The 19,256-nt window shown below is 71.0% G+C and carries 13 protein-coding genes; 3 read left to right on the top strand and 10 right to left on the bottom strand.

What is annotated here, in order from left to right; genetic code table 11:
• The first annotated feature begins 3 nt into the window (after positions 1-3).
• The 3 genes from ACFCXS_RS30755 to ACFCXS_RS30765 all read left to right on the top strand — a co-directional run bounded on the left by ACFCXS_RS30755 (position 4) and on the right by ACFCXS_RS30765 (position 5,052).
• The gene (locus tag ACFCXS_RS30755) at positions 4-2,148 is read left to right on the top strand and encodes an acetate--CoA ligase family protein (RefSeq protein WP_376646625.1); all 2,145 of its coding nucleotides are present in this window, start codon (positions 4-6) and stop codon (positions 2,146-2,148) included.
• Between the two features lie 122 nt (positions 2,149-2,270).
• Positions 2,271-3,659 (top strand): OFA family MFS transporter, encoded by a 1,389-nt coding sequence (locus ACFCXS_RS30760; protein WP_376646626.1) that lies wholly within the window; start codon positions 2,271-2,273, stop codon positions 3,657-3,659.
• Position 3,660: 1 nt separating this feature from the next.
• Complete coding sequence (locus ACFCXS_RS30765; protein WP_376646627.1) at positions 3,661-5,052, top strand: OFA family MFS transporter; 1,392 nt, start codon at positions 3,661-3,663, stop codon at positions 5,050-5,052.
• A 67-nt stretch (positions 5,053-5,119) separates the two neighbouring features.
• On the opposite strand, the gene ACFCXS_RS30770 is transcribed toward ACFCXS_RS30765, so the two are convergent.
• The 10 genes from ACFCXS_RS30770 to ACFCXS_RS30815 form a co-directional block, all read right to left on the bottom strand.
• Positions 5,120-6,190, bottom strand: coding sequence for a sugar phosphate isomerase/epimerase family protein (locus ACFCXS_RS30770; protein WP_376646628.1), 1,071 nt, complete (start codon positions 6,188-6,190; stop codon positions 5,120-5,122).
• 81 nt (positions 6,191-6,271) lie between these two features.
• The gene (locus tag ACFCXS_RS30775; protein WP_376646629.1) at positions 6,272-7,756 is read right to left on the bottom strand and encodes a nucleotide pyrophosphatase/phosphodiesterase family protein; all 1,485 of its coding nucleotides are present in this window, start codon (positions 7,754-7,756) and stop codon (positions 6,272-6,274) included.
• Positions 7,753-8,922 (bottom strand): metabolite traffic protein EboE, encoded by a 1,170-nt coding sequence (eboE, locus tag ACFCXS_RS30780; protein WP_376646630.1) that lies wholly within the window; start codon positions 8,920-8,922, stop codon positions 7,753-7,755. Before eboE ends, ACFCXS_RS30775 begins: the two co-directional genes overlap by 4 nt.
• Before the next feature lie 3 nt (positions 8,923-8,925).
• Positions 8,926-9,837 (bottom strand): TatD family hydrolase, encoded by a 912-nt coding sequence (locus ACFCXS_RS30785; RefSeq protein WP_376646631.1) that lies wholly within the window; start codon positions 9,835-9,837, stop codon positions 8,926-8,928.
• Positions 9,837-10,580 carry an EboA domain-containing protein gene (locus tag ACFCXS_RS30790; protein WP_376646683.1) on the bottom strand — a complete coding sequence of 248 codons (744 nt, stop codon included), beginning with the start codon at positions 10,578-10,580 and terminating at the stop codon, positions 9,837-9,839. The genes ACFCXS_RS30785 and ACFCXS_RS30790 overlap by 1 nt, the downstream gene beginning before the upstream one ends.
• 221 nt (positions 10,581-10,801) lie before the next feature.
• Entirely contained in the window at positions 10,802-11,794 is a 993-nt protein-coding gene (locus ACFCXS_RS30795; protein WP_376646684.1) for a sugar phosphate isomerase/epimerase family protein, read from the bottom strand.
• Positions 11,795-11,895: 101 nt separating this feature from the next.
• Positions 11,896-13,122, bottom strand: coding sequence for an SCO3242 family prenyltransferase (locus ACFCXS_RS30800; RefSeq protein ID WP_376646632.1), 1,227 nt, complete (start codon positions 13,120-13,122; stop codon positions 11,896-11,898).
• On the bottom strand, positions 13,119-14,303 hold the full coding sequence (locus ACFCXS_RS30805; RefSeq protein ID WP_376646633.1) for an inositol-3-phosphate synthase: 1,185 nt from the start codon (positions 14,301-14,303) through the stop codon (positions 13,119-13,121). The genes ACFCXS_RS30800 and ACFCXS_RS30805 overlap by 4 nt, the downstream gene beginning before the upstream one ends.
• Positions 14,304-14,390: 87 nt before the next feature.
• On the bottom strand, positions 14,391-18,113 hold the full coding sequence (locus tag ACFCXS_RS30810) for a ThuA domain-containing protein (RefSeq protein WP_376646634.1): 3,723 nt from the start codon (positions 18,111-18,113) through the stop codon (positions 14,391-14,393).
• A gap of 136 nt (positions 18,114-18,249) precedes the next feature.
• Positions 18,250-19,248 (bottom strand): sugar phosphate isomerase/epimerase family protein, encoded by a 999-nt coding sequence (locus tag ACFCXS_RS30815; protein ID WP_376646635.1) that lies wholly within the window; start codon positions 19,246-19,248, stop codon positions 18,250-18,252.
• Between the last annotated feature and the right edge of the window lie 8 nt (positions 19,249-19,256).

The following is a 19,256-nucleotide window of genomic DNA, read 5'->3' on the forward strand; positions in this document are numbered from 1 at the left end:
GTGATGGCGGAAGACCGGGTCCTGCGGGTGCGGTCCCTCCTGGAGTCCGTGCGGGCCGAGGGGCGGACCGCGCTGACCGCGCCCGAGGGCAAGGTGATCGCCGACGCGTACGGGATCGCCGTACCGGGCGAGGAACTGGCGACGGACGTCGACGAGGCCGTGGCGTTCGCGGCGCGCTTCGGCGGGCCCGTCGTGATGAAGATCGTCTCGCCCGACATCCTGCACAAGACCGACGCCGGCGGTGTGATCGTCGGGGTCGAGGGCGCGGCCGACGTACGGGCCGCGTTCCACACGATCATCGACAACGCTCGCGCCTACAGCGCCGACGCCCGCATCTCGGGCGTACAGGTGCAGGAGCTGCTGCCGAAGGGACAGGAGGTCATCGTCGGCGCGGTCACGGACCCGACGTTCGGGAAGGTGGTCGCCTTCGGGCTCGGCGGAGTGCTCGTCGAGGTGCTCAAGGACGTCACGTTCCGGCTGGCGCCGGTGACCGCCGACGAGGCACTGTCGATGCTGGACTCGATCCGGTCGGCGGAGATCCTGCGCGGGGTGCGCGGCCAGGCGGGCGTGGACCGGTGGGCCGTGGCCGAGCAGATCCGCCGGGTGTCCCAACTCGTCGCGGACTTCCCCGAGATCGCCGAGGTGGACCTCAACCCGGTGATCGCCACGGCGGAGGGGGCCGTCGCGGCCGACATCCGGGTGATCCTCGCCGAGTCCCAGCCCGCGCCGCGCCGGAAGTACTCGCGCGAGGAGATCCTCACCTCGATGCGCCGGCTGATGCAGCCCCGCTCGGTCGCCGTGATCGGCGCCTCCAACGAGCAGGGCAAGATCGGCAATTCGGTGATGCGCAACCTCGTAGACGGAGGCTTCGCGGGCGAGATCCACCCGGTGAACCCCAAGGCCGATGACATTCTGGGCCGCAAGGCGTACAAGAGTGTCACGGACGTTCCCGGTGAGGTGGATGTGGCGGTCTTCGCGATCCCCGCCAAGTTCGTGGCCTCGGCCCTGGAGGAAGTGGGACGCAAGAAGATCCCGAACGCCGTGCTGATCCCCTCCGGGTTCGCGGAGACCGGCGAGCACGAACTCCAGGCGGAGATCGTGGAGATCGCCGAGCGGCACGGCGTCCGCCTGCTGGGGCCGAACATCTACGGCTACTACTCGACCTGGCAGGACCTGTGCGCCACGTTCTGCACACCGTACGACGTCAAGGGCGGGGTGGCACTGACCTCGCAGTCGGGCGGCATCGGGATGGCCATCCTGGGCTTCGCGCGCACCACCAAGACGGGTGTGTCGGCGATCGTCGGGCTCGGCAACAAGTCGGACCTGGACGAGGACGACCTGCTGACCTGGTTCGGCGAGGACCCGCACACCGACTGCATCGCGATGCACCTGGAGGACCTCAAGGACGGCCGGGCCTTCGTGGAGGCCGCGCGGGCGACCGTGCCGAAGAAGCCGGTGGTCGTGCTGAAGGCCGGGCGGACGGCGGCCGGGGCCAAGGCGGCCGGTTCGCACACCGGCGCCCTCGCGGGCGACGACGCCGTGTACGACGACATCCTGCGGCAGGCCGGAGTGATCCGCGCGCCGGGGCTGAACGACATGCTGGAGTACGCGCGCGCGTTGCCGGTGCTTCCCGCCCCCCAGGGCGACAACGTCGTGATCATCACTGGTGCGGGCGGCAGCGGGGTGCTGCTCTCCGACGCGGTGACGGACAACGGCCTGTCCCTGATGGAGATCCCGCCGGACCTGGACGAGGCGTTCCGGAAGTTCATCCCGCCCTTCGGGGCCGCGGGCAACCCGGTGGACATCACCGGGGGCGAGCCGCCGTCGACGTACGAGGCGACGATCCGGCTGGGGCTGGAGGATCCGCGCATCCACGCGCTGGTCCTCGGCTACTGGCACACCATCGTCACTCCTCCCATGGTGTTCGCGGAGCTCACCGCGCGCGTGGTGGCCGAATTCCGGGAGCGCGGGATCGAGAAACCCGTGGTGGCGTCGCTCGCGGGCGACGTGGAGGTGGAGGAGGCCTGCCAGTACCTCTTCGAGCGCGGGGTCGTGGCTTATCCGTACACGACCGAGAAGCCGGTGGCCGTGCTCGGCGCGAAGTACCGCTGGGCGCGGGAGGCGGGACGGCTGGGGGGCGGTACATGAGGTGAGTGAGCGGGGGGCCGGCCGACGGTGCGCGTCGGCCGGCCCCGGGACCCGCACGCGCACGAAAGGCATGGGACAGGGGGCGCTGGCCAGATCTTTCGACGCAAGGGGTGCGACACGACATGACAACGACCGATCTGCCCACCACGGTTCCCTACCGGGAGGTCACCGACGCGAACGGTCGCGTCTACCGCCTCGGTGAGACCGACATCGACATCATGGGCCGCAAGCGCAAGTGGATGGTGATCCTGCCCTGGATCGGCATGATGGGCATCTCCTCCGCCGAGTACGCGTTCGCGTCCGCCGAGGACACCCTGCACACGGCGCACAGCTGGAACAGCATGCACATCTTCTGGATGATGACCGTCTGGGTCTTCTTCCAGGCCGCGGTGGCCTTCCCCGCGGGCAAACTGCGTGAGAGCGGAAAACTGCCGGCCCGCTGGGCCATGATGCTCGGCGCGACGGGCACCCTGCTGGGCTACCTGTCCCTCGCCTTCGCGCCGCACGTGGTCTTCGCCTACATCGGCTTCAGCATGTTCAGCGGCATGGGCGCGGGCATGGTGTACGCCACCTGCGTCAACATGGTCGGCAAGTGGTATCCGGAGCGCAAGGGCGGCAAGACCGGCTTCGTCAACGGCGGTTTCGCCTACGGCTCGGTGCCCTTCGTGTTCCTCTTCAACGGCTACATGGACCTGACCAACTTCCGCTGGGTGCTGGTCTCGGTGGGTGTGTTCCTGGCCGGCATGGTCGCGTGCTCCGGCTACTTCTTCAAGGACCCGCCCAAGAACTGGTGGCCCTCCACGATCGACCCGCTGAACCCGCCGGACGACCCGCGCGCGGCCCGCTCGCTGCGGATGAACCCTCCGGCGGTGCGCCAGTACTCCCCCAAGGAGGCGTGGAAGACCGGCCGGGTGGCCCTGATGTGGTTCTGCCTGGCCTGCACGTCCGGCGTGAACATCTTCGGCATCGCCTTCCAGGTGGACATCGGCGAGGAGGCGGGGTTCGCCGGCGGGATCGTGGCCACGGCCATGTCCCTGAAGGCGGTCGTCAACGGCACCGGCCGCGGCGTCATCGGCTGGCTCTCCGACCTGTACGGCCGCAAGCGGTGCCTGCTGGTCGTCTGCCTCATCCTGGGCCTCGCCCAGTACGGCATCCTCTGGGCGGCCGAGAGCAAGAACCTGACCCTGTTCCTGATCTTCTCCGCGATCTCCGGCTTCGGCGGCGGTGCCATCTTCCCGATGTTCGCGGCGCTCACCGCCGACTACTTCGGTGAGAACAACAACGCCTCCAACTACGGCATGGTCTACAGCGCCAAGCTCGTCTCCGGCCTGGGCGCCGGCATGGGTGCCGTGGTCGTCGGCGCCTGGGGGCACTCCGGTGCCTTCATCCTGGCCGGCTCCATCTCCCTCTTCGCCGGCTGCATGGCGCTGTTCCTGACACCGCCGGGACGCGACAAGGAAACGCGCCGCATCTCCCCCAACCCGCAACCGCTCGGCGAGGACACAGCCTGACATGACGGCAGATCCGTACGAAGCACGTACCGCCCCCTTACCCTCCGACGCCGCACACCGTCCCTACCGCGAGGTCACCGACTCCCACGGCCGTGTGTACCGCGTCGGCGAGACCGACCGGGACATCCTCGGCCACTCCCGCAAGATCATGGTGTATCTGCCGTGGATCGCCATGATGGCCATCAGCGTCTTCGAGTACGCGTACGGCTCCGCGGAGGACACCCTGTCCCACGCGCACGGCTGGACGCAGAGCAACACCTTCTGGATCCTCAGCGTCTGGGTGTTCTTCCAGGCCGGTATCGCCTTCCCGGCGGGCTGGCTGCGGGAGAAGGGCCATCTGTCGGCCCGGTCGGCCATGTACATCGGGTCGGGCCTGTGCCTGCTGGGGTTCCTGGCCCTGTCTCACCTGGACAACGTGCTGCTGGCGATCCTCGGCTTCGGCGTGGTCGGCGGCATCGGCGCCGGGCTCGTCTACGCCACCTGCATCAACATGGTCGGCAAGTGGTTCCCGGAGCGGCGCGGCGCCCGCACGGGGTTCGTCAACGGAGGGTTCGCGTACGGGTCGCTGCCGTTCATCTTCATCTTCAACTACGGCTTCGACACGGCGAACTACCACCGTGTCCTGGACCTCATCGGCGCCTACGTCATGATCGTGATCGTGGTCTGCGCGTTCTTCTTCAAGGACCCTCCGAAGAACTGGTGGCCCGCGGAGATCGACCCGCTGTCCTTCTCCGGGGACCGCAAGAACGCGGCGAGCCTGGCCAAGAACCCGCCCGCGGTACGGCAGTACACCCCGAAGGAGGCCATCCGCACGGGCATGCTGCCGCTGATGTGGCTCTCGGTGGTGATGACCGCCGGCGTGTCGATCTTCGGCATCTCGTTCCAGGTCGACTTCGCCAAAGAGGTGGGTTTCGGCCCGCTGGTGGCGGCGTCGTCGATGGGCGTGATGGCGGTGGTCAACGGCGTCGGCCGCGGCGTGGTGGGCTGGCTGTCCGACCGGTGGGGCCGCAAGTCCACCCTGGTCTTCGTCATCGTCGTGCTGGGCCTCGCCCAGTTCGGCGTGATCTGGGCGGGCGACCTGAAGAGCGAGTGGCTGTTCCTGTTCTTCGCGTTCCTGTCCGGCTTCGGCGGCGGCGCGTTCTACCCGCTGTTCGCGGCGCTCACCCCGGACTACTTCGGGGAGAACTACAACGCCACCAACTACGGGCTGGTCTACAGCGGCAAGCTGATCAGCGGACTGTTCGGCGGCGGGCTGGGCTCGATGGTGGTCGCGGCCTGGGGTTACGACGGCGCGTACGCGCTCGCCGGGGGCGTGTCGATGCTCGCCGCTCTGGTGGCCCTGCTGCTGCGCCAGCCGGGTCGCGCGCCGGCTCGGACGCGGACCACGGGCTGACGTCCGCGGCACCCATGAGGAGGCCCCTCCCCGTTCGGGGAGGGGCCTCCTCATGTCCGCACAGTGGTCAGCACTTCTCCCTGAGGGAGTGCAGGTGCGCGCTGGAGCGCCGCGCGAAGGTGAAGGACTCGGCCGGGTTGTCGTGCTCGGCCTGCCAGTGGTGGGCCGTGCGGTGGCCGCGCAGCCGGGTGACGGCGGAGATGAACCGCTGGTAGTCGATGTCCCCGTCGCCGACGTCGGTCATGCGGTAGCCGTACGGGTTCGACGGGTCGCTCTCGCCGTCCTTCACGTGGAAGAGCGGGTAGCGGTCGGGCTGCCGCAGGACGTAGTTCAGCGGTTCGAACGGGGCGGGCGTGCCGTCGGGCCGCTTGGAGAAGCGGAACTGGCCGACGTACGCCCAGTAGATGTCCATCTCCAGGTGGACGAGGTCCGGGTCGGTCTCCCTGAGCAGGATGTCGTAGAGGCGGACCTTGGGGTTGTCGGTGGCGAAGGAGAACTCCTCGGAGTGGTTGTGCTGGTAGAACTTCATGCCGCGGGCCCTGGCTGCCGCCCCGTAGGTGTTGAAGTCCTCGGCGGCGCGCTTCCAGGCGTCGACGGTCGAGCCGTAGCGAAACGGGCCGGATGCCGTGCCGATGTGCTTGAGGCCGAGGGCCTGGGCGTCGTCGAGGACCTTGGTGAGGTTCTGGGCGAAGGTGTAGGCGTTCGGGTCGTCGGAGTAGTAGCCGACGTGGCTGCCGATCGGGTTGAGGCCGTGGTTGCGGGCGAGCCGCTTGAGCTGGGCGAGCGTGATGGGGCCGGCGGAGCCCTGGGTGTATCCGGCGAATTCGACCTCGTCGTAGCCGTACCGCTCCAGTTCGGCGAAGACGGGGCCGAAGCCGAGGGTGGAGACCTTGTCGCGCAGGCTGTAGAGCTGTATGCCCAGGCGGCCGGGCGGCAGGACGGGGCGGCCGCGGCCCTTGGCGCCGGAGGCCGTGGCGGGCGTTGCGCTTCCGGTGGCGGCCGCGTTGCCGGTGGCGGCGCTCGCCGGGGCCGCGGCGCCGAGCAGGGCGGCCGCGGTGGCACCGGCGGCCACGCCCAGCATGCCTCGTCTGCTGAGGCGGTGGCCGAGCTCGGGGTCGGGCTGGGAGAAGCGGCTCATGCGGGGAACTCCTCGTGATCGCGGGGCGTTGTCAGTGGTGAGTGCTTCACTTGTGAGCGGTCGGTGCTGAGGCCTGTGGCCTCAGGTGAGACCGGCGAGTCGGAGCAGCAGTGACTTCACATCGGTGGCCGCGACGCGGTCGCCGACAGCGCGGGGGGTGGAGCAGATGAGGAGCGGACCGTCGTCGTCGCTCTGCGGAAGGCGGCCGTGGCTGCCGCGAATAGGTGAGGGATCCAGGGGCACGACCGCCATGCGGTAGCGCATGCCGAGCTTCTTGCGCGCCAGTGCGGTGGCCGCCTTGACCTTGACGTAGGGGTCGAGGGGATCCATGAAGAGTTCGACCGGGTCGTAGCCGGGTTTGCGGTGGATCTCGACCAGTTGAGCGAAGTCGGGCGCGCGGTCGTCGTCGAGCCAGTAGTAGTAGGTGAACCAGGCGTCGGCTTCCGCCACGGCGACGAGTTCGCCGGCACGCGGATGGTCGAGGTGATGCGCCTTCTTGCCCTCGTCGTCCAGGAGTTGGGCGATGCCGGGCAGGCCGTCGAGTGCGGCCCGGGTGGCTTCGAGGTCCTCGGGGCGGCGCACGTAGACATGGGCGATCTGGTGGTCGGCGACCGCGAAGGCACGGGACGCCATCGGGTCGAGGTACTCCATGCCGTCCTGCGTGTGCACCTCCAGCAGTCCGGCGCGGCGCAGGGCGCGGTTGATGTCGACGTGCCGGTTCACGCGGGTGATGCCGTACTCGGACAGCGCGACGACGGTACGGCCCTCTGCGCGGGCGTCGTCCAGCAGCGGGGCCAGGGCGGCGTCCAGGTCGGCGGCCGCCTTGAGCGAGCGCGGGTCGTCGGGGCCGAAGCGCTGCAGGTCGTAGTCGAGGTGAGGGAGGTAACAGAGCGTCAGATCAGGGTGGCGGGTGGTGATGATGTGGCGGGTGGCGTCGATGATCCACCGGCTGGAGACGAGGTCGGCTCCCGGGCCCCAGAAGTGGAACAGGGGGAACGTGCCGAACCTGTCGGTGAGTTCGTCGTGGAGCGCGGCCGGGCGGGTGTAGCAGTCGGGTTCCTTGCGGCCGTCGGCGTAGTAGACGGGACGGGGGGTGACGGTGATGTCGGTGTCGGCGCCCATGGCGTACCACCAGCAGATGTTCGCGACGGTGTAGCCGGGGTGTACGCGGCGGGCGGCGTCCCAGATCTTGTCGCCGGCCACGAGTCCGTTGTGCTGGCGCCACAGCAGGACGTCGCCGAGTTCGCGGAAGTACCAGCCGTTGCCGACGATGCCGTGCTCCGAGGGCATGGTGCCGGTGAGGAAGGTGGACTGTGCGGCACAGGTGACGGCGGGCAGGACGGTGCCCAGCGGGGCACGGGAGCCGGACCGGCCGAGCGCCTTGAGGTGGGGCATGTGGTCGAGGAGGCGGGGGGTGAGGCCGACGACGTCGAGCACGAGAAGCGGGGTGGGGCGGTCCGGGCCGGTGGCCGCCGGGAGCGGGGCGGGTGTGACCGAGGTCTCCGGAAGCGGGGCGGGTGTGTCCGTGGCGGCCGGATCGGGGTGCTCATGGGGGCCGGTGCTCATGGCAGCTCCTTCAGGCCGAGGTCCGTCAGCAGGTCGCGGGCGAGGGTGAGTTCGGCGGCGATGCCCTGGGCGAGCTGGGTGCGGCCCTTGGGGCGCAGCTCGGGCGGAAGGGCCTGCCAGGTGTAGGTCTCGACCTCCAGATGGCGGGTGAGTGGGGTGGGGCCGCCGACCAGCCGGGTCAGTGCGGATTTCAGGACCGGGAGGGTGGAGGTGAGGGGTGCGGCGGGGGCCGCGTGCAGCGGGACGTGGAAGTGGGAGCGCCAGGGTGAGGCGTCCGGCAGGGCGGGTCCGGCGAGGGCCTCGTCGAGGTCGTCGGTGGTGCGCAGGCCGGCGGCGGTCGCCGTGCGGGTCTGGTGCAGGAAGCGGGGTTCGGCGAAGGCGGCCAGTGCTTCGCGCACCTCGGGGAGATGGGGGTGCTCTGCGTGCAGGGCGGCGGACAGCTGGGATTTCACGACGGGGACGCGGGCTGCGGTGAGCGCGTCCAGGGCGGTGTGCGGGTCTTCGAAAGAGGTGGCGAGATGGCAGGTGTCGACGCAGATGCCGATGCGGTGGTGACCGATCGCGGTCAGCGGGGCGATGGCGTCGTGGGTGGTCTCGACGACGCATCCGGGTTCCGGTTCCAGGCCGACGCGGATGGAGCGGCCGGTCAGTTCCTGGAGGGCGTCGAGGCGTTCGGCGAGGGTGCGCAGCGCGGTGCGGGCGGTCTCCGCTCGTGTGTCGTCGTACGCGGTGCGCCAGGCGAGGGGCAGCGTGGAAACGGTCCCGTCGGTGACGTCGTCGGGGAGGAGACCGGCGAGGACGCGGGCCAGGGCGGTGGTGTGGTCGAGGCGTTCCGGGTCGGCCCAGTCCGGCTTGTAGACGCGGTACTTGACCTCTTCGGCACCGAAGCCCTCATAGGGGAAGCCGTTGAGGGTGACGACCTCGAGGCCGCGCCGGTCGAGCTCGGTGCGCAGGCTACGCAGGGCGGACGGGTCGGTGACGAGGGCGAGGGCGGCGTCCTTGGCGAGCCACAGCCCGATGCCCAGCCGGTCTCGGCCCAGGCGTCGGCGGACGGGCTCGCAGTGGTCGCGGAGCTGGGCGAGGACGCCGTCGAGGGTTTCGGCGGGGTGGACGTTGGTGCAGTAGGCGAGGTGGACGGTGGAGCCGTCGGGGTGGCGGAAGCGCATGGTTCACGCCTCCGCGGCGGGGACGGGGACCGACTCCTCTGGGCCGCTGTCCGGCTCCTGCGGATCCTTCGGGGCGCCGCGCAGGACGGAGTTGCCCTCGTGGCTGGTCTCCGTGCCGGTGACATCGAGGTTCAGGCGTCCGCTGAGCCCGTAGAAGGCGACGGGGTTGCGCCACAGCACCTGATCGACGTCGTCCTCGTCGAAGCCCTCGGCCAGCATGAGGTCGCCGACCTTGCGGGTCTTGAGGGGGTCGCTCTTCCCCCAGTCGGCGGCGGAGTTCACCAGGACCTGCCCGGTTCCGTAGGCGCGCAGGATGTCGACCATGCGCTCCTCGTCCATCTTGGTGTCCGGATAGACGGAGAAGCCCAGCCAGCAGCCGCTGTCCCTGGCCTCCTTGACGGTGGTCTCGTTGAGGTGGTCGACCAGGACCCGGTCCGGAGCGAGTGCGGACTCGCGGACGACGTCGAGGGTGCGGCGCAGTCCGGCGAGTTTGTCCCGGTGCGGGGTGTGCACAAGGGCGGGCAGGCCGTGGTCGGCGGCGAGCTGTAGCTGTGTGGCGAGGGCGGTGTCCTCGGCGGGGGTCATGGAGTCGTAGCCGATCTCCCCGACCGCCACGACGTTGTCCTTGACGAGATACCGGGGCAGTTCGTCGAGGACGGGACGGCAGCGCGGATCGTTCGCCTCCTTGGGGTTGAGGGCGATGGTGCAGTGGTGGGCGATGCCGTACTGGGCGGCGCGGAAGGGCTCCCAGCCGAGGAGGGCGTCGAAGTAGTCACGGAAGGAGGCGGGAGAGGTGCGCGGCTGGCCGAGCCAGAAGGACGGCTCGACGAGGGCGCGGACACCGGCGGCGTACATGGCCTCGTAGTCGTCGGTGGTCCGGGACGTCATGTGGATGTGGGGGTCGAAGATGCGCATCAGGACTCCTTGACGTGGGGGTGGTCCGTGCCGGGGGCCGGGGTGACGGACTCGGTCAGGTCCAGGACGCGGTACAGGTCCTCGGGAACGGTGCGGCCGGCGGCGGTGCGTTCGGCCGCGTAGTCGCCCAGCATGCGGGCGAGTTCGACGTCGCCGGCGGCGCGCCGGGGCAGGTCCGCCACGTCGTCGACCGGGACACCGGTGAACAGGCACTTCAGCACGGAGTGACGCCAGGCGTGGGCGGTCAGGTGCCGGGCGGCGTAGGGGCCGACCGCGGCGCCGAGGAGCCGGGTGTCGTTGGTGCGCAGCGCGTCCTCGATCAGTGGGAGGGCGCCCGGATGGGAGACGAGGTGGGGCAGGGCGTGCAGCACGGCCCGGCGTTCGTCGGCGGTGCCTTGGAAGTACACCCGGGTCAGGGCGTCGGTGCCGGCGCGGGCCGCGTCCAGGATGAGGACGCGTGCGGCGTCGGCGTACGCGGGGCCGCAGCGCCGGCCGGCTTCGGCGAGGCGCAGTTCCCAGACGGAGACGGGTCCGTGGAGGCCGGGGTGGGCGGCGGCCTCGTCGAGGGCGTGGTCGAGCCAGGTGCGGGCGACCGGGTCCAGGTGGGTCGTGAGGTGGTGGCGGAGGTCGGTGAGCGAGGGGGTGGGTGCGGTGTCTTGGGCGGGGTGGCGGGTGCGGGTGCGGGCGTCGCCAGAGGCGGCCTGGGGACCGCGGCCGGTGGCGCTCCGGTCGGTGTCCTTCAGGTCATGGGCGCTGTCAGTGCCCCGGTCCGTGTCCTTCAGGTCATGGGCACCGTCGGGGCTTCGGTCCGTGTCCTTCAGGTCATGGGCACCGTCGGGGCTTCGGTCCGTGTCCTCGAGGCCCGGCGCTGCCTCGGGGCTCCGGTCCGTGTCCTCAAGGCCTGGCGCTGCCTCGGAGCTGCGGGTGTTCTCGGTTCTCGCCTCTGGTGTGGCTCCGGTATGGGTCATCCGGTGCTGCTCCCCTCATGGGTGGCGGAGGGAGCGCCGTGGGGTGGCGCGGCCTGCTGGGGGGCCGGAGCGGTGTCAGGCGGCAGGGTGGCCGCGGTCCGCTCGGCGCGGCGGAGGAACGGGAGGGAGTGTGTGGCGAAGTGCGGGCCGCCGTGGGAGTGGCGGGGCAGTTCGACGACGGTCAGGCCCTGGTAGCCGGTGGCGGCGAGGGCCGCCAGGACCGGGGGGAAGTCGATCTCCCCGTCCCCGAAGGGCAGGTGCTCGTGGACACCGCGCCGCATGTCCTCGATCTGGACGTGCCGCAGCCAAGGGGCGGCGGCGCGCACGCAGTCGGCGGGAGAGAGGGGTTCGAGGCACTGGCAGTGGCCGATGTCCAGGGTGAGGCCGAGGTATTCGGGGTCACCGAGGAGGCCGCGGAGGTGGTGGAAGTCGGCCAGGGTGGCCAGGAGGTGGCCGGGCTCGGGTTCGACGGCGAGCGGGATGCCCGCGCAGGCCGCGGCGTCCAGGACGGGGGTGAGGGCCTCGGTGAGGCGTTTCCACGCGGTGTCCGTGTCGGTGGCCGCCGGGACGATGCCGCTGAAGCAGTGGACGGCGTGCGCGCCGAGGTCGGCGGCGACCCGAACGGCCCGGACGAGGAGGCCGGCCCGGCGGGCCCGGTCTTCAGGGTCCGGGTCCAGCAGGGACGGGCCGTGCTTGCGGCGCGGGTCGAGCACATAGCGGGCGCCCGTCTCGATGGTGACGCCCAGCCCGAGTTCGTCCAGCCGGTGCGCGACCCGGCGGGTGCGGGCGGCGAGGTCGGGGGCGAGCGGGTCGAGGTGCATGTGGTCGAGGGTCAGTCCGACGCCGTCGTAGCCGAGGTCGGCGAGGAGGGCGAGGGCGTCGTCGAGCCGGAGGTCGGCGAGACCGTTGGTGCCGTAGCCGAAGCGGAGCGGAGGGAGGACACCGGGAGAGGCGCCGCTGGTGTGTGGAGCGGCGGTGGCCCGGGCGATCGTGCCGGGCGAGCCGGCCGAGGCCCGCGGGCCGGGGGCATCTGACGCTTCGGCACTCCTTTCGGAGGCTGCTCGGGGTTCGGGGGCCCGGGCTTCGGCGCTCAAGTGACGCTCACCTTCTTTGCGAACCGGGCTCCGAGGGGGGCGAGGGCGGCGATGAGAAGTGCCGTGGCCGTGCCCCGGGAGCGGGCGGCGAGGGCGGCCTGAAGGGGGATCGTGGCGCGGATGCCGGCGCCGACGGCGCGTTGGGTGAGAGGAGGTGAGGGATTCAGGGTGGCGTGGAGGCAGGGGCGGGCGGTCGTGGCGGCGTAGGCGGCGCCGAGGGCGGTGGTGAGCAGCGCTCCGGAGTCCTGCGCCGGGTGTGGAGTCGGCCGGGGACCGGCCGGGCCGTGGACGGTCACCTGCCGACGGCCCCGCGTCACTCCGTCGACAGTCACCTGCCGACGCCCCCGCGTCACTCCGTGGACGGTCGGCTGACGGCCCTCTCCCGTCGCCCCGCCCGAGTGCCGCGTCACCAGTCGGGTCAGCAGAGCCGTCGTCGCGAGGGCCGCCAGCGGTGGCACGGGTGAGCCGCCCCGGGCCTCCTGGCGGGAGACCGTGGTCACGGCGAGGGTGTGGGTGCCGAGGAGGGCGGCGGAGGGCAGGGCCGGGCGGACGCTGCCCCTTGTGGCCGCGGCCCCCAGGAGCAGGTCGAGGCCGCGGGCCGTGCCCATGGCCACGGGCCCGGCGGGTGTGTGTTTCAGGCCGAGGTCGTACGCCCAGACGGTTGCCGCGAGGGGTGCGGCGACGGTCAGGGCCGGGCGGCCCGCGCGGGCGGCCAGGGCCAGTCCGGCTCCGGTGAGGGCGCAGGCCGCCGTGAGGGCGGCGGCGGGGCGGATGCGGCCGGAGGGCAGGGGGCGGTGCGGGCGTTCGACGGCGTCGATGTCGCGGTCGGCCCAGTCGTTGAGGGCCATGCCGGCCTCGTACAGGCAGAGGGAGGAGGCGATGGCGAGCAGAGTGCGGGAGCTGACGGGTGCGCCGGTTGCCGCCGCGCCGGCCAGGGCGTCGCCTGGGACGCTGAACAGGGCCGGCAGACGCAGCAGTTCGGCCCAGGCGCGGCTCCGGTGCGAGCGGCCGGGGTGGGCGCGAGGGGCGACGGTGGTGGATGTGCCTCCCGGGAGGGCGGCAACGGCAGTGCCTCCGGGGGCGACGGCAGTGTCTCCGGGGGCGACGGCAGCGGCTCCCCTGCGGTCGGCAGTGGCTCCCCTGCGGTCGGCGGCGGCAGGGGCTCCCGGGGCGGTCGCGGCCGTCCCGTCGGAGCATCCGGACGTGCTCTCGCCCAGCGTCACAGGGCCTCTCCTGCCTTCTCCGTGTCCCGCGACACCCTGGTGGCGCGGTCCGCTCCGTCGGCCTCCCCGAGGCTCCGCCCGAACCGGACCAGTTCCTCGTACTGCTCGGACAACCCCGAGGGCCCCTCCCCCACCGGGTCCTTGAAGTAGAAGCCGAGAGCGCCGAGCGGGCCGGACACGCCCGCCTCGTGGGCGCGGGCGGTCAGGCGGGCCAGGTCCAGCACCAGGGGTGCGGCCAGGGCCGAGTCGCAGCCCTGCCAGATGGTCTGGAGGATCATGCGGGTGCCGAGGAAACCGTCGAAGGCGATGTGGTCCCAGGCGGTCTTCCAGTCGCCGAGGGCGGGGACGTCGTCGATGTGGACCTCGCCCTCGGGGACGGTGCCGAGGGTGTCGGCGAGGACGCGTTCCTTGCCGGCGTTCTTCGCCGCGGCGGCGGCCGGGTCGGCGAGGGCGGCACCGTCGCCGCCGCCCAGCAGGTTCGTGCCCGACCAGGCCCGGACCGTCAGGGCCCGCTGGGCGAACATCGGGCCGAGCACGGCCCGCAGCAGGGTCTGCCCGGTCTTGCCGTCCCGGCCCGCGTGGGGCAGGCCGCTGTGCTCGGCCTCTCGGGCGGCGACCGGGTGGTGCATGCCCTCGGAAGGGGTGAAGTTGACGTAGGGGCAGCCCGCGCGCAGGGCGGCCAGCGCGTACAGGGTGCTGGCGGGCAGGGGGGCGTCGGGCCCGTGGGCGACGGGTTCGGTGGAGGCGACGTTCACCACCACGGCCCGCTCCAGCTCGTGGTGGTGCATGAAGTCGCGCAGGTCGTCGGCGAAGGCCGTGATCAGTTCGGTTTCGCTCCTGGTGTCCCCGGGGGTGGGGCCGCCGGGCCTGATCTCACGGTCGGCGGCGGCGAGTTCGGCGGTGACGGCGGTGGCCACTCCGGGTGGGAGGACGCCGCCTGCGGTCAGGGACTCGGCGCGTTTGGGCAGGGGGCAGTCGAGGGTGTCGTGGCCGCCGAAGACGAGGTCGGACAGCGCGGGCAGGCCGCTGTCGGTGAACGGGGGCGTCTCGGTGACCATGCCGGTGGGCGGGTGCAGTCCCGCGGCGACGGCGGCGCACCCCGTGACGACGGTGGTGGCGACGGAGCCTCGGGCTCCGATCAGCCACACCCCCACACGCGGTCGGGAGAGGGACGCGGACATGGGCAGCCTCCTGATCGTGCGCGAGCCACGGGGGAGCGGGGTACGGGGACGGCGGGCGGGGGTCCGGCGTCCCCCGCCCGCCGCCGTTCACTGGCCCTGGACGGGCAGTTCCTTCAGCTGGATGTTGCGGAAGGAGACCTGGTCGTCGGCGCCATGGTTCTGCAGGCCGATGTAGCCGTCGGTCAGGCTCCGCTCGGGGTCTTTGTTGGTGAAGTCGTTGATCTTGACTCCGTTGAGGAACACCTGGAGGCGTTCGCCCTGGACCTTGATCTCGTAGGAGTTCCATTGGCCGGGCGGCCGCAGGACCTGGTCACGGGCTTTGATGTTCGCCGACTTGAAGGAGTAGACGGAGCCCGTGGTGCGGTCGGGCGCGTCGGTGGCGTCGATCTGGATCTCGTAGCCCTTGTTCACCGCGGACCAGGGGTCGTCGGAGGCGGGGAAGCCCACGAAGATCCCGGAGTTGTCGTCGCCCCGCATCTTCCAGTCGAGCTTGAGCGAGTACGACTTCAGCTCCTTGGCCTGGTACCAGAGCAGGCCCATGCCGCCCTCGGACACAAGGGTGCCGTCCTTGACGTCGAACTTCCCGGGGCCGGCCTGCTTCCAGCCGTCCAGGGTCCGGCCGTTGAAGATCTTCCGGTGGTCCTTGCCCGGCTTGCAGTCCGCCTTCACCTGGCCGGTGGCGTACTGCAGGCCGCCGAGCAGGTGGGCGCGGAAGGCGGCGTCGGTGTAGGACTCCTTGGTGTGGCCGCCGCCGGTGTAGAAGGACCGGCCGCCGCCGTAGCTCTGGCACCAGGCGATCGGGTGGTCACCCTTCATGGTGCCGCCCTGGTAGGTGGTCTCGTCGAGGGTGGCGAGGACCTTGGCCTTCTCACGGGGGTTGGTGCGGTAGTTGTACCACTCGTCGGTGCGCTCCCAGGCGTCGCCGAGGTGCGCGGTGGACGGGTGGTCGTGGTCCTCGACGCGGACGGTGGCCTTCTGGATGGCCGGGTGCGAGTCGAAGTAGGCGCCGACGAGGCCGCCGTAGAAGGACCAGTCGTACTCGGTGTCGGCAGCCGCGTGGATGCCCAGGTAGCCACCGCCGCCCGCCACGTAGTCCTCGAACGCCTTCTGCTGTTCGGTGTTGAGGACATCACCCGTGGTGGACAGGAAGGCCACCGCGTCGTACTTGGCGAGGTTGGTCGTGGTGAACTGCCTGGCCTCCTCGGTCGCGTCGACGGTGATGCCGGCCGGGCCACCGAGCTCCTTCAGGGCGGTGATGCCCGCCGGGATGGAGTCGTGCCGGAACCCGGCGGTCTTGGAGAAGACCAGGACCTTCTTGCCGCCCTTGAACGGCTCCTTGGAGAACTCGAAGTCGTCCACGTCGTACAGCGCGCCCTCGCCGCCCTTGAAGACCAGGTAGATGTCCGTGGTCTTCTTCGGCAGCGACCGCAACGGCACGTCGACGTTCTGGAACGTCTCCCAGCCGCCGGTCGGCGGGATGTACGCCGAGCCGTGCAGGGGGCCGTCGGGCGAGCCGGTGCGCAGTTCGATGAAGCCGCCCGCGCCGCCGGAGGAGGCCCGCACGGTCATCTTCTTCTGCCCGTCGAACCGGTAGGGGCTGAAGGAGATCCAGTCGCCTTCGTCGATGTTGCCGACGGTCTTGCCGCCGTTGGCGCCGGTCTTCTCGATCACCGTCACGCCCGACTGGCTGGTGAAGTGCTCGCCCTGCCGGTGCAGCGGCTGGAGCACGGCGCGGGCGGTGCCGGTCAGCGTCTCCTGGCCGTTCGCCCCGCCGTCGGTGTAACTGGCCCCGACGACGCCGTAGATGTTGGCGTTGGGGTCGTGTCCGCCGTCACCGGGGGGCGGTGTCAGGGTGCCCTCGCAGCCCATCTCGCTGGTCAGCTCGTGGGCGTGCACGTCGTGGCCGAGGCTGTAGGTGACCTTGACCTTGGAGCAGTCGACGGTCTCCTCGGGGTCGGTGACCTTCACCTTGAACGGGACGGGCTTGCCGAAGGCGGCCATGCTGCCGTTGCCCGGGGTCTCGATCGTCACCTTCGGCTCGGTGTTGCCGACGACGATGCGGACGCTGGCGTTGCCTGTGTTGCCTTCGGGGTCCTTGGCGGTGAAGGTGGCGCTGTAGGTGCCGGTCTTCTTGTACTTGTGGGTGGGGTTGAGGCCCTCGCCCTTGGTGCCGTCGCCGAAGTCCCAGCTGTAGGTGAGGTCCGTGGAGTCGGCGTCCTTGGCGGAGGCGGTGAACTTGACCTTCAGGCCGGCCGCGCCGGACGACTTGTCGGCGCTGACCTCGGCGATCGGGGAGAAGCCGTCCTCGGCGTTCTCGATCCGGTACAGCGCGGAGTCCTTGTCGCCCTGGAACCAGGAGAGGCCGTAGTCGAGGACGTAGAGGGCGCCGTCGGGGCCGAACTCCATGTCCATGATCTGGGTGCCGGTCCAGGGGAAGTCGTTGATCTTCGCGACGGAACCGTCCGCGTTCTGCTCGATCCGCTTGATCCAGCGGCGCCCGAACTCACCGGCGAAGAAGTCGCCGTCGTAGGCCTCGGGGAACTTCACGCCGGAGTTCAGCTCGGGGTCGTAGCGGTAGACCGGGCCGCCCATCGGGGACTCGGAGCCGCTGCCGAACTCGGGCACGGAGCCGCCGTCGTAGGGGATCCAGGCGGCCTGCGCGGGCGGCAGGTCGGTGAGGCCCGTGTTGTGCGGCGAGGTGTTCTTCGGGGCGTTGCAGTCGAAGGTCTCGCCGGACTCCTTGGTGGCGAAGTCGTAGTCGACGTAGGGGTCGTTGTCGCCGGTACAGAAGGGCCAGCCGAAGTTGGCGGCCTTGGTGACCTTGGCGAACTCGACCTGTCCGCCCGGGCCGCGCTCGGGGTCGGCGGCGCCGGCGTCGGGACCGTAGTCGCCGACGTAGACGGTGCCGGTCTTGTCGTCGACGCTCATCCGGAACGGGTTGCGAAAGCCCATCGCGTAGATCTCGGGGCGGGTCTTGCCGGTGCCGGGGGCGAAGAGGTTGCCCTCCGGGACGGTGTAGGAGCCGTCCTCGGCGACCTTGATGCGCAGGATCTTGCCGCGCAGGTCGTTGGTGTTGCCGGCGCTGCGGCGGGCGTCGAAGGCGGGGTTGCGGTTCGGCCGGTCGTCGATCGGGGTGTAGCCGTCGGAGGAGAAGGGGTTGGTGTCGTCGCCGGTCGACAGATAGAGGTTGCCGTCCGCGTCGAAGTCGATGTCGCCGCCGACGTGGCAGCAGGTGCCCCGGGAGGCCGCGACGTCCAGGACCTTCTTCTCGCTGGACAGGTTGAGCGTGCCGTTGGGGTTGAGGACGAAGCGGGAGAGGCGGTTGACGCCGTCGAACCTCTTGAAGTCGTCGGCGGTGCCGGTCTCCGGGGCGTCGCCCGCGGGGGTGTCGAGCGGCGGGGCGTAGTAGAGGTAGATCGCCCGGTTGTTCTTGAAGTCCGGGTCGATGCCGACGCCCTGGAGGCCCTCCTCGTCGTGGCTGTAGACGTCGAGCCTGCCGGCGATCTTGGTGACGCCGCCCTGGTCGGTGAGGCGCAGTGTGCCGTCGCGCGAGGTGTGCAGGACGCTGCGGTCCGGGAGCACGGCGAGCGACATGGGCTCGCCCGTCTCGGGCTCGCCCTTGGCGAGCGGCACCTGCTGGAACTGCCCCTCGGCGGCCGCCGGTTCGTCGTGTTCCGGGTGCCCGGGGTGGGCGCCGGCGACGGTTGCGGGGGTTCCGACGGCGAGAAGCAGGCCGGTGAACAGGGCGACGGTGGTGCGAAGTCCGGTACGCCTGGGGGTGCGGGTGCTTCTGGGTCTGGTTCTGTGCACGAAGTCCCTCCGGGAACGGGGTGGGCCGTACGGGGTGGGTGCGTAGCGTGCGGTGCGGGCGCCGGGGTGCGCCGTCACCCCGGAGGTGTGCGTGCCTTGAGCGCGTCAAGGCAGGTCAGTGCGGTGAACTCGTGGTTCAGCTGTTGAACGCGGCGTCGAAGGACGCGCTGGGCGGGTCGAAGTCGAAGGCCTTGAGCCGGGTCAGCGCCTCGGGCGCCCCTTGGAGCCGGTCCATTCCGGCGTCCTCCCACTCGACGGAGACCGGGCCGGTGTAGTCGATGGAGCGCAGCATGCGGAAGACGTCCTCCCAGGGGACGTCGCCGTGCCCGGCCGAGACGAAGTCCCAGCCGCGCCGCGGGTCGCCCCAGGGCAGGTGGGAGCCGAGCCGGCCGTTGCGTCCGTCGAGGCGCTTGCGGGCCTCCTTGCAGTCGACGTGGTAGATCCGGTCGCGGAAGTCCCAGAGGAAGCCGACCGGGTCGAGGTCCTGCCACACGAAGTGCGAAGGGTCGAAGTTGAGGCCGAAGGCGGGGCGCCTGCCGACGGCTTCCAGGGCCTGCTGGGTGGTCCAGTAGTCGTAGGCGATCTCGCTGGGGTGGACCTCGTGCGCGAACCGCACGCCCTCGGCGTCGAAGACGTCCAGGATCGGGTTCCACCGGTCGGCGAAGTCCTGGTAGCCGCGTGCGATCATCGCCTCGGGCGCGGGTGGGAACATGGCGACCAGATGCCAGATGGCGGAGCCGGTGAACCCGATGACGGTGTCCACTCCGAAGGCTGCGGCGGCCCGGGCCGTGTCCTTCATGCGGTCGGCGGCCCGCTGCCGGACGCCTTCCGGCTCGCCGTCGCCCCAGACCGCTTCCGGGAGGATCGCCTGGTGCCGCTCGTCGATGATGGCGTCGCAGACGGCCTGGCCGGCCAGGTGGTTGGAGATCGCCCAGCACCTGAGGCCGTACTTGTCGAGGAGCTGCTGCCTCGACTTCACGTAGGAGGGATCGGCCAGCGCCTTGTCGACTTCGAAGTGGTCGCCCCAGCAGGCGAGTTCGAGGCCGTCGTAGCCGAAGTCGCGGGCGAGGCGGCAGACCTCCTCGAGGGGCAGGTCCGCCCACTGGCCGGTGAACAGGGTGAAGGTGCGCGGCATCTCGTGGC

Origin of the sequence: Streptomyces sp. NPDC056373 (assembly GCF_042262425.1) — a bacterium.
Taxonomy (GTDB): Bacteria; Actinomycetota; Actinomycetes; order Streptomycetales; family Streptomycetaceae; genus Streptomyces.

Excerpts from the sequence above, each read along its gene's own strand:
- ACFCXS_RS30760 (WP_376646626.1), top strand. The coding sequence starts at position 2,271 with ATGACAACGACCGATCTGCCCACCACGGTTCCCTACCGGGAGGTCACC.
- eboE (WP_376646630.1), bottom strand. The coding sequence starts at position 8,922 with ATGCGCTTCCGCCACCCCGACGGCTCCACCGTCCACCTCGCCTACTGC.
- ACFCXS_RS30765 (WP_376646627.1), top strand. The coding sequence starts at position 3,661 with ATGACGGCAGATCCGTACGAAGCACGTACCGCCCCCTTACCCTCCGAC.
- ACFCXS_RS30775 (WP_376646629.1), bottom strand. The coding sequence starts at position 7,756 with ATGAGCACCGGCCCCCATGAGCACCCCGATCCGGCCGCCACGGACACA.
- ACFCXS_RS30785 (WP_376646631.1), bottom strand. The coding sequence starts at position 9,837 with ATGCGCATCTTCGACCCCCACATCCACATGACGTCCCGGACCACCGAC.
- ACFCXS_RS30805 (WP_376646633.1), bottom strand. The coding sequence starts at position 14,303 with ATGTCCGCGTCCCTCTCCCGACCGCGTGTGGGGGTGTGGCTGATCGGA.
- ACFCXS_RS30815 (WP_376646635.1), bottom strand. The coding sequence starts at position 19,248 with ATGCCGCGCACCTTCACCCTGTTCACCGGCCAGTGGGCGGACCTGCCC.
- ACFCXS_RS30770 (WP_376646628.1), bottom strand. The coding sequence starts at position 6,190 with ATGAGCCGCTTCTCCCAGCCCGACCCCGAGCTCGGCCACCGCCTCAGC.
- ACFCXS_RS30755 (WP_376646625.1), top strand. The coding sequence starts at position 4 with ATGGCGGAAGACCGGGTCCTGCGGGTGCGGTCCCTCCTGGAGTCCGTG.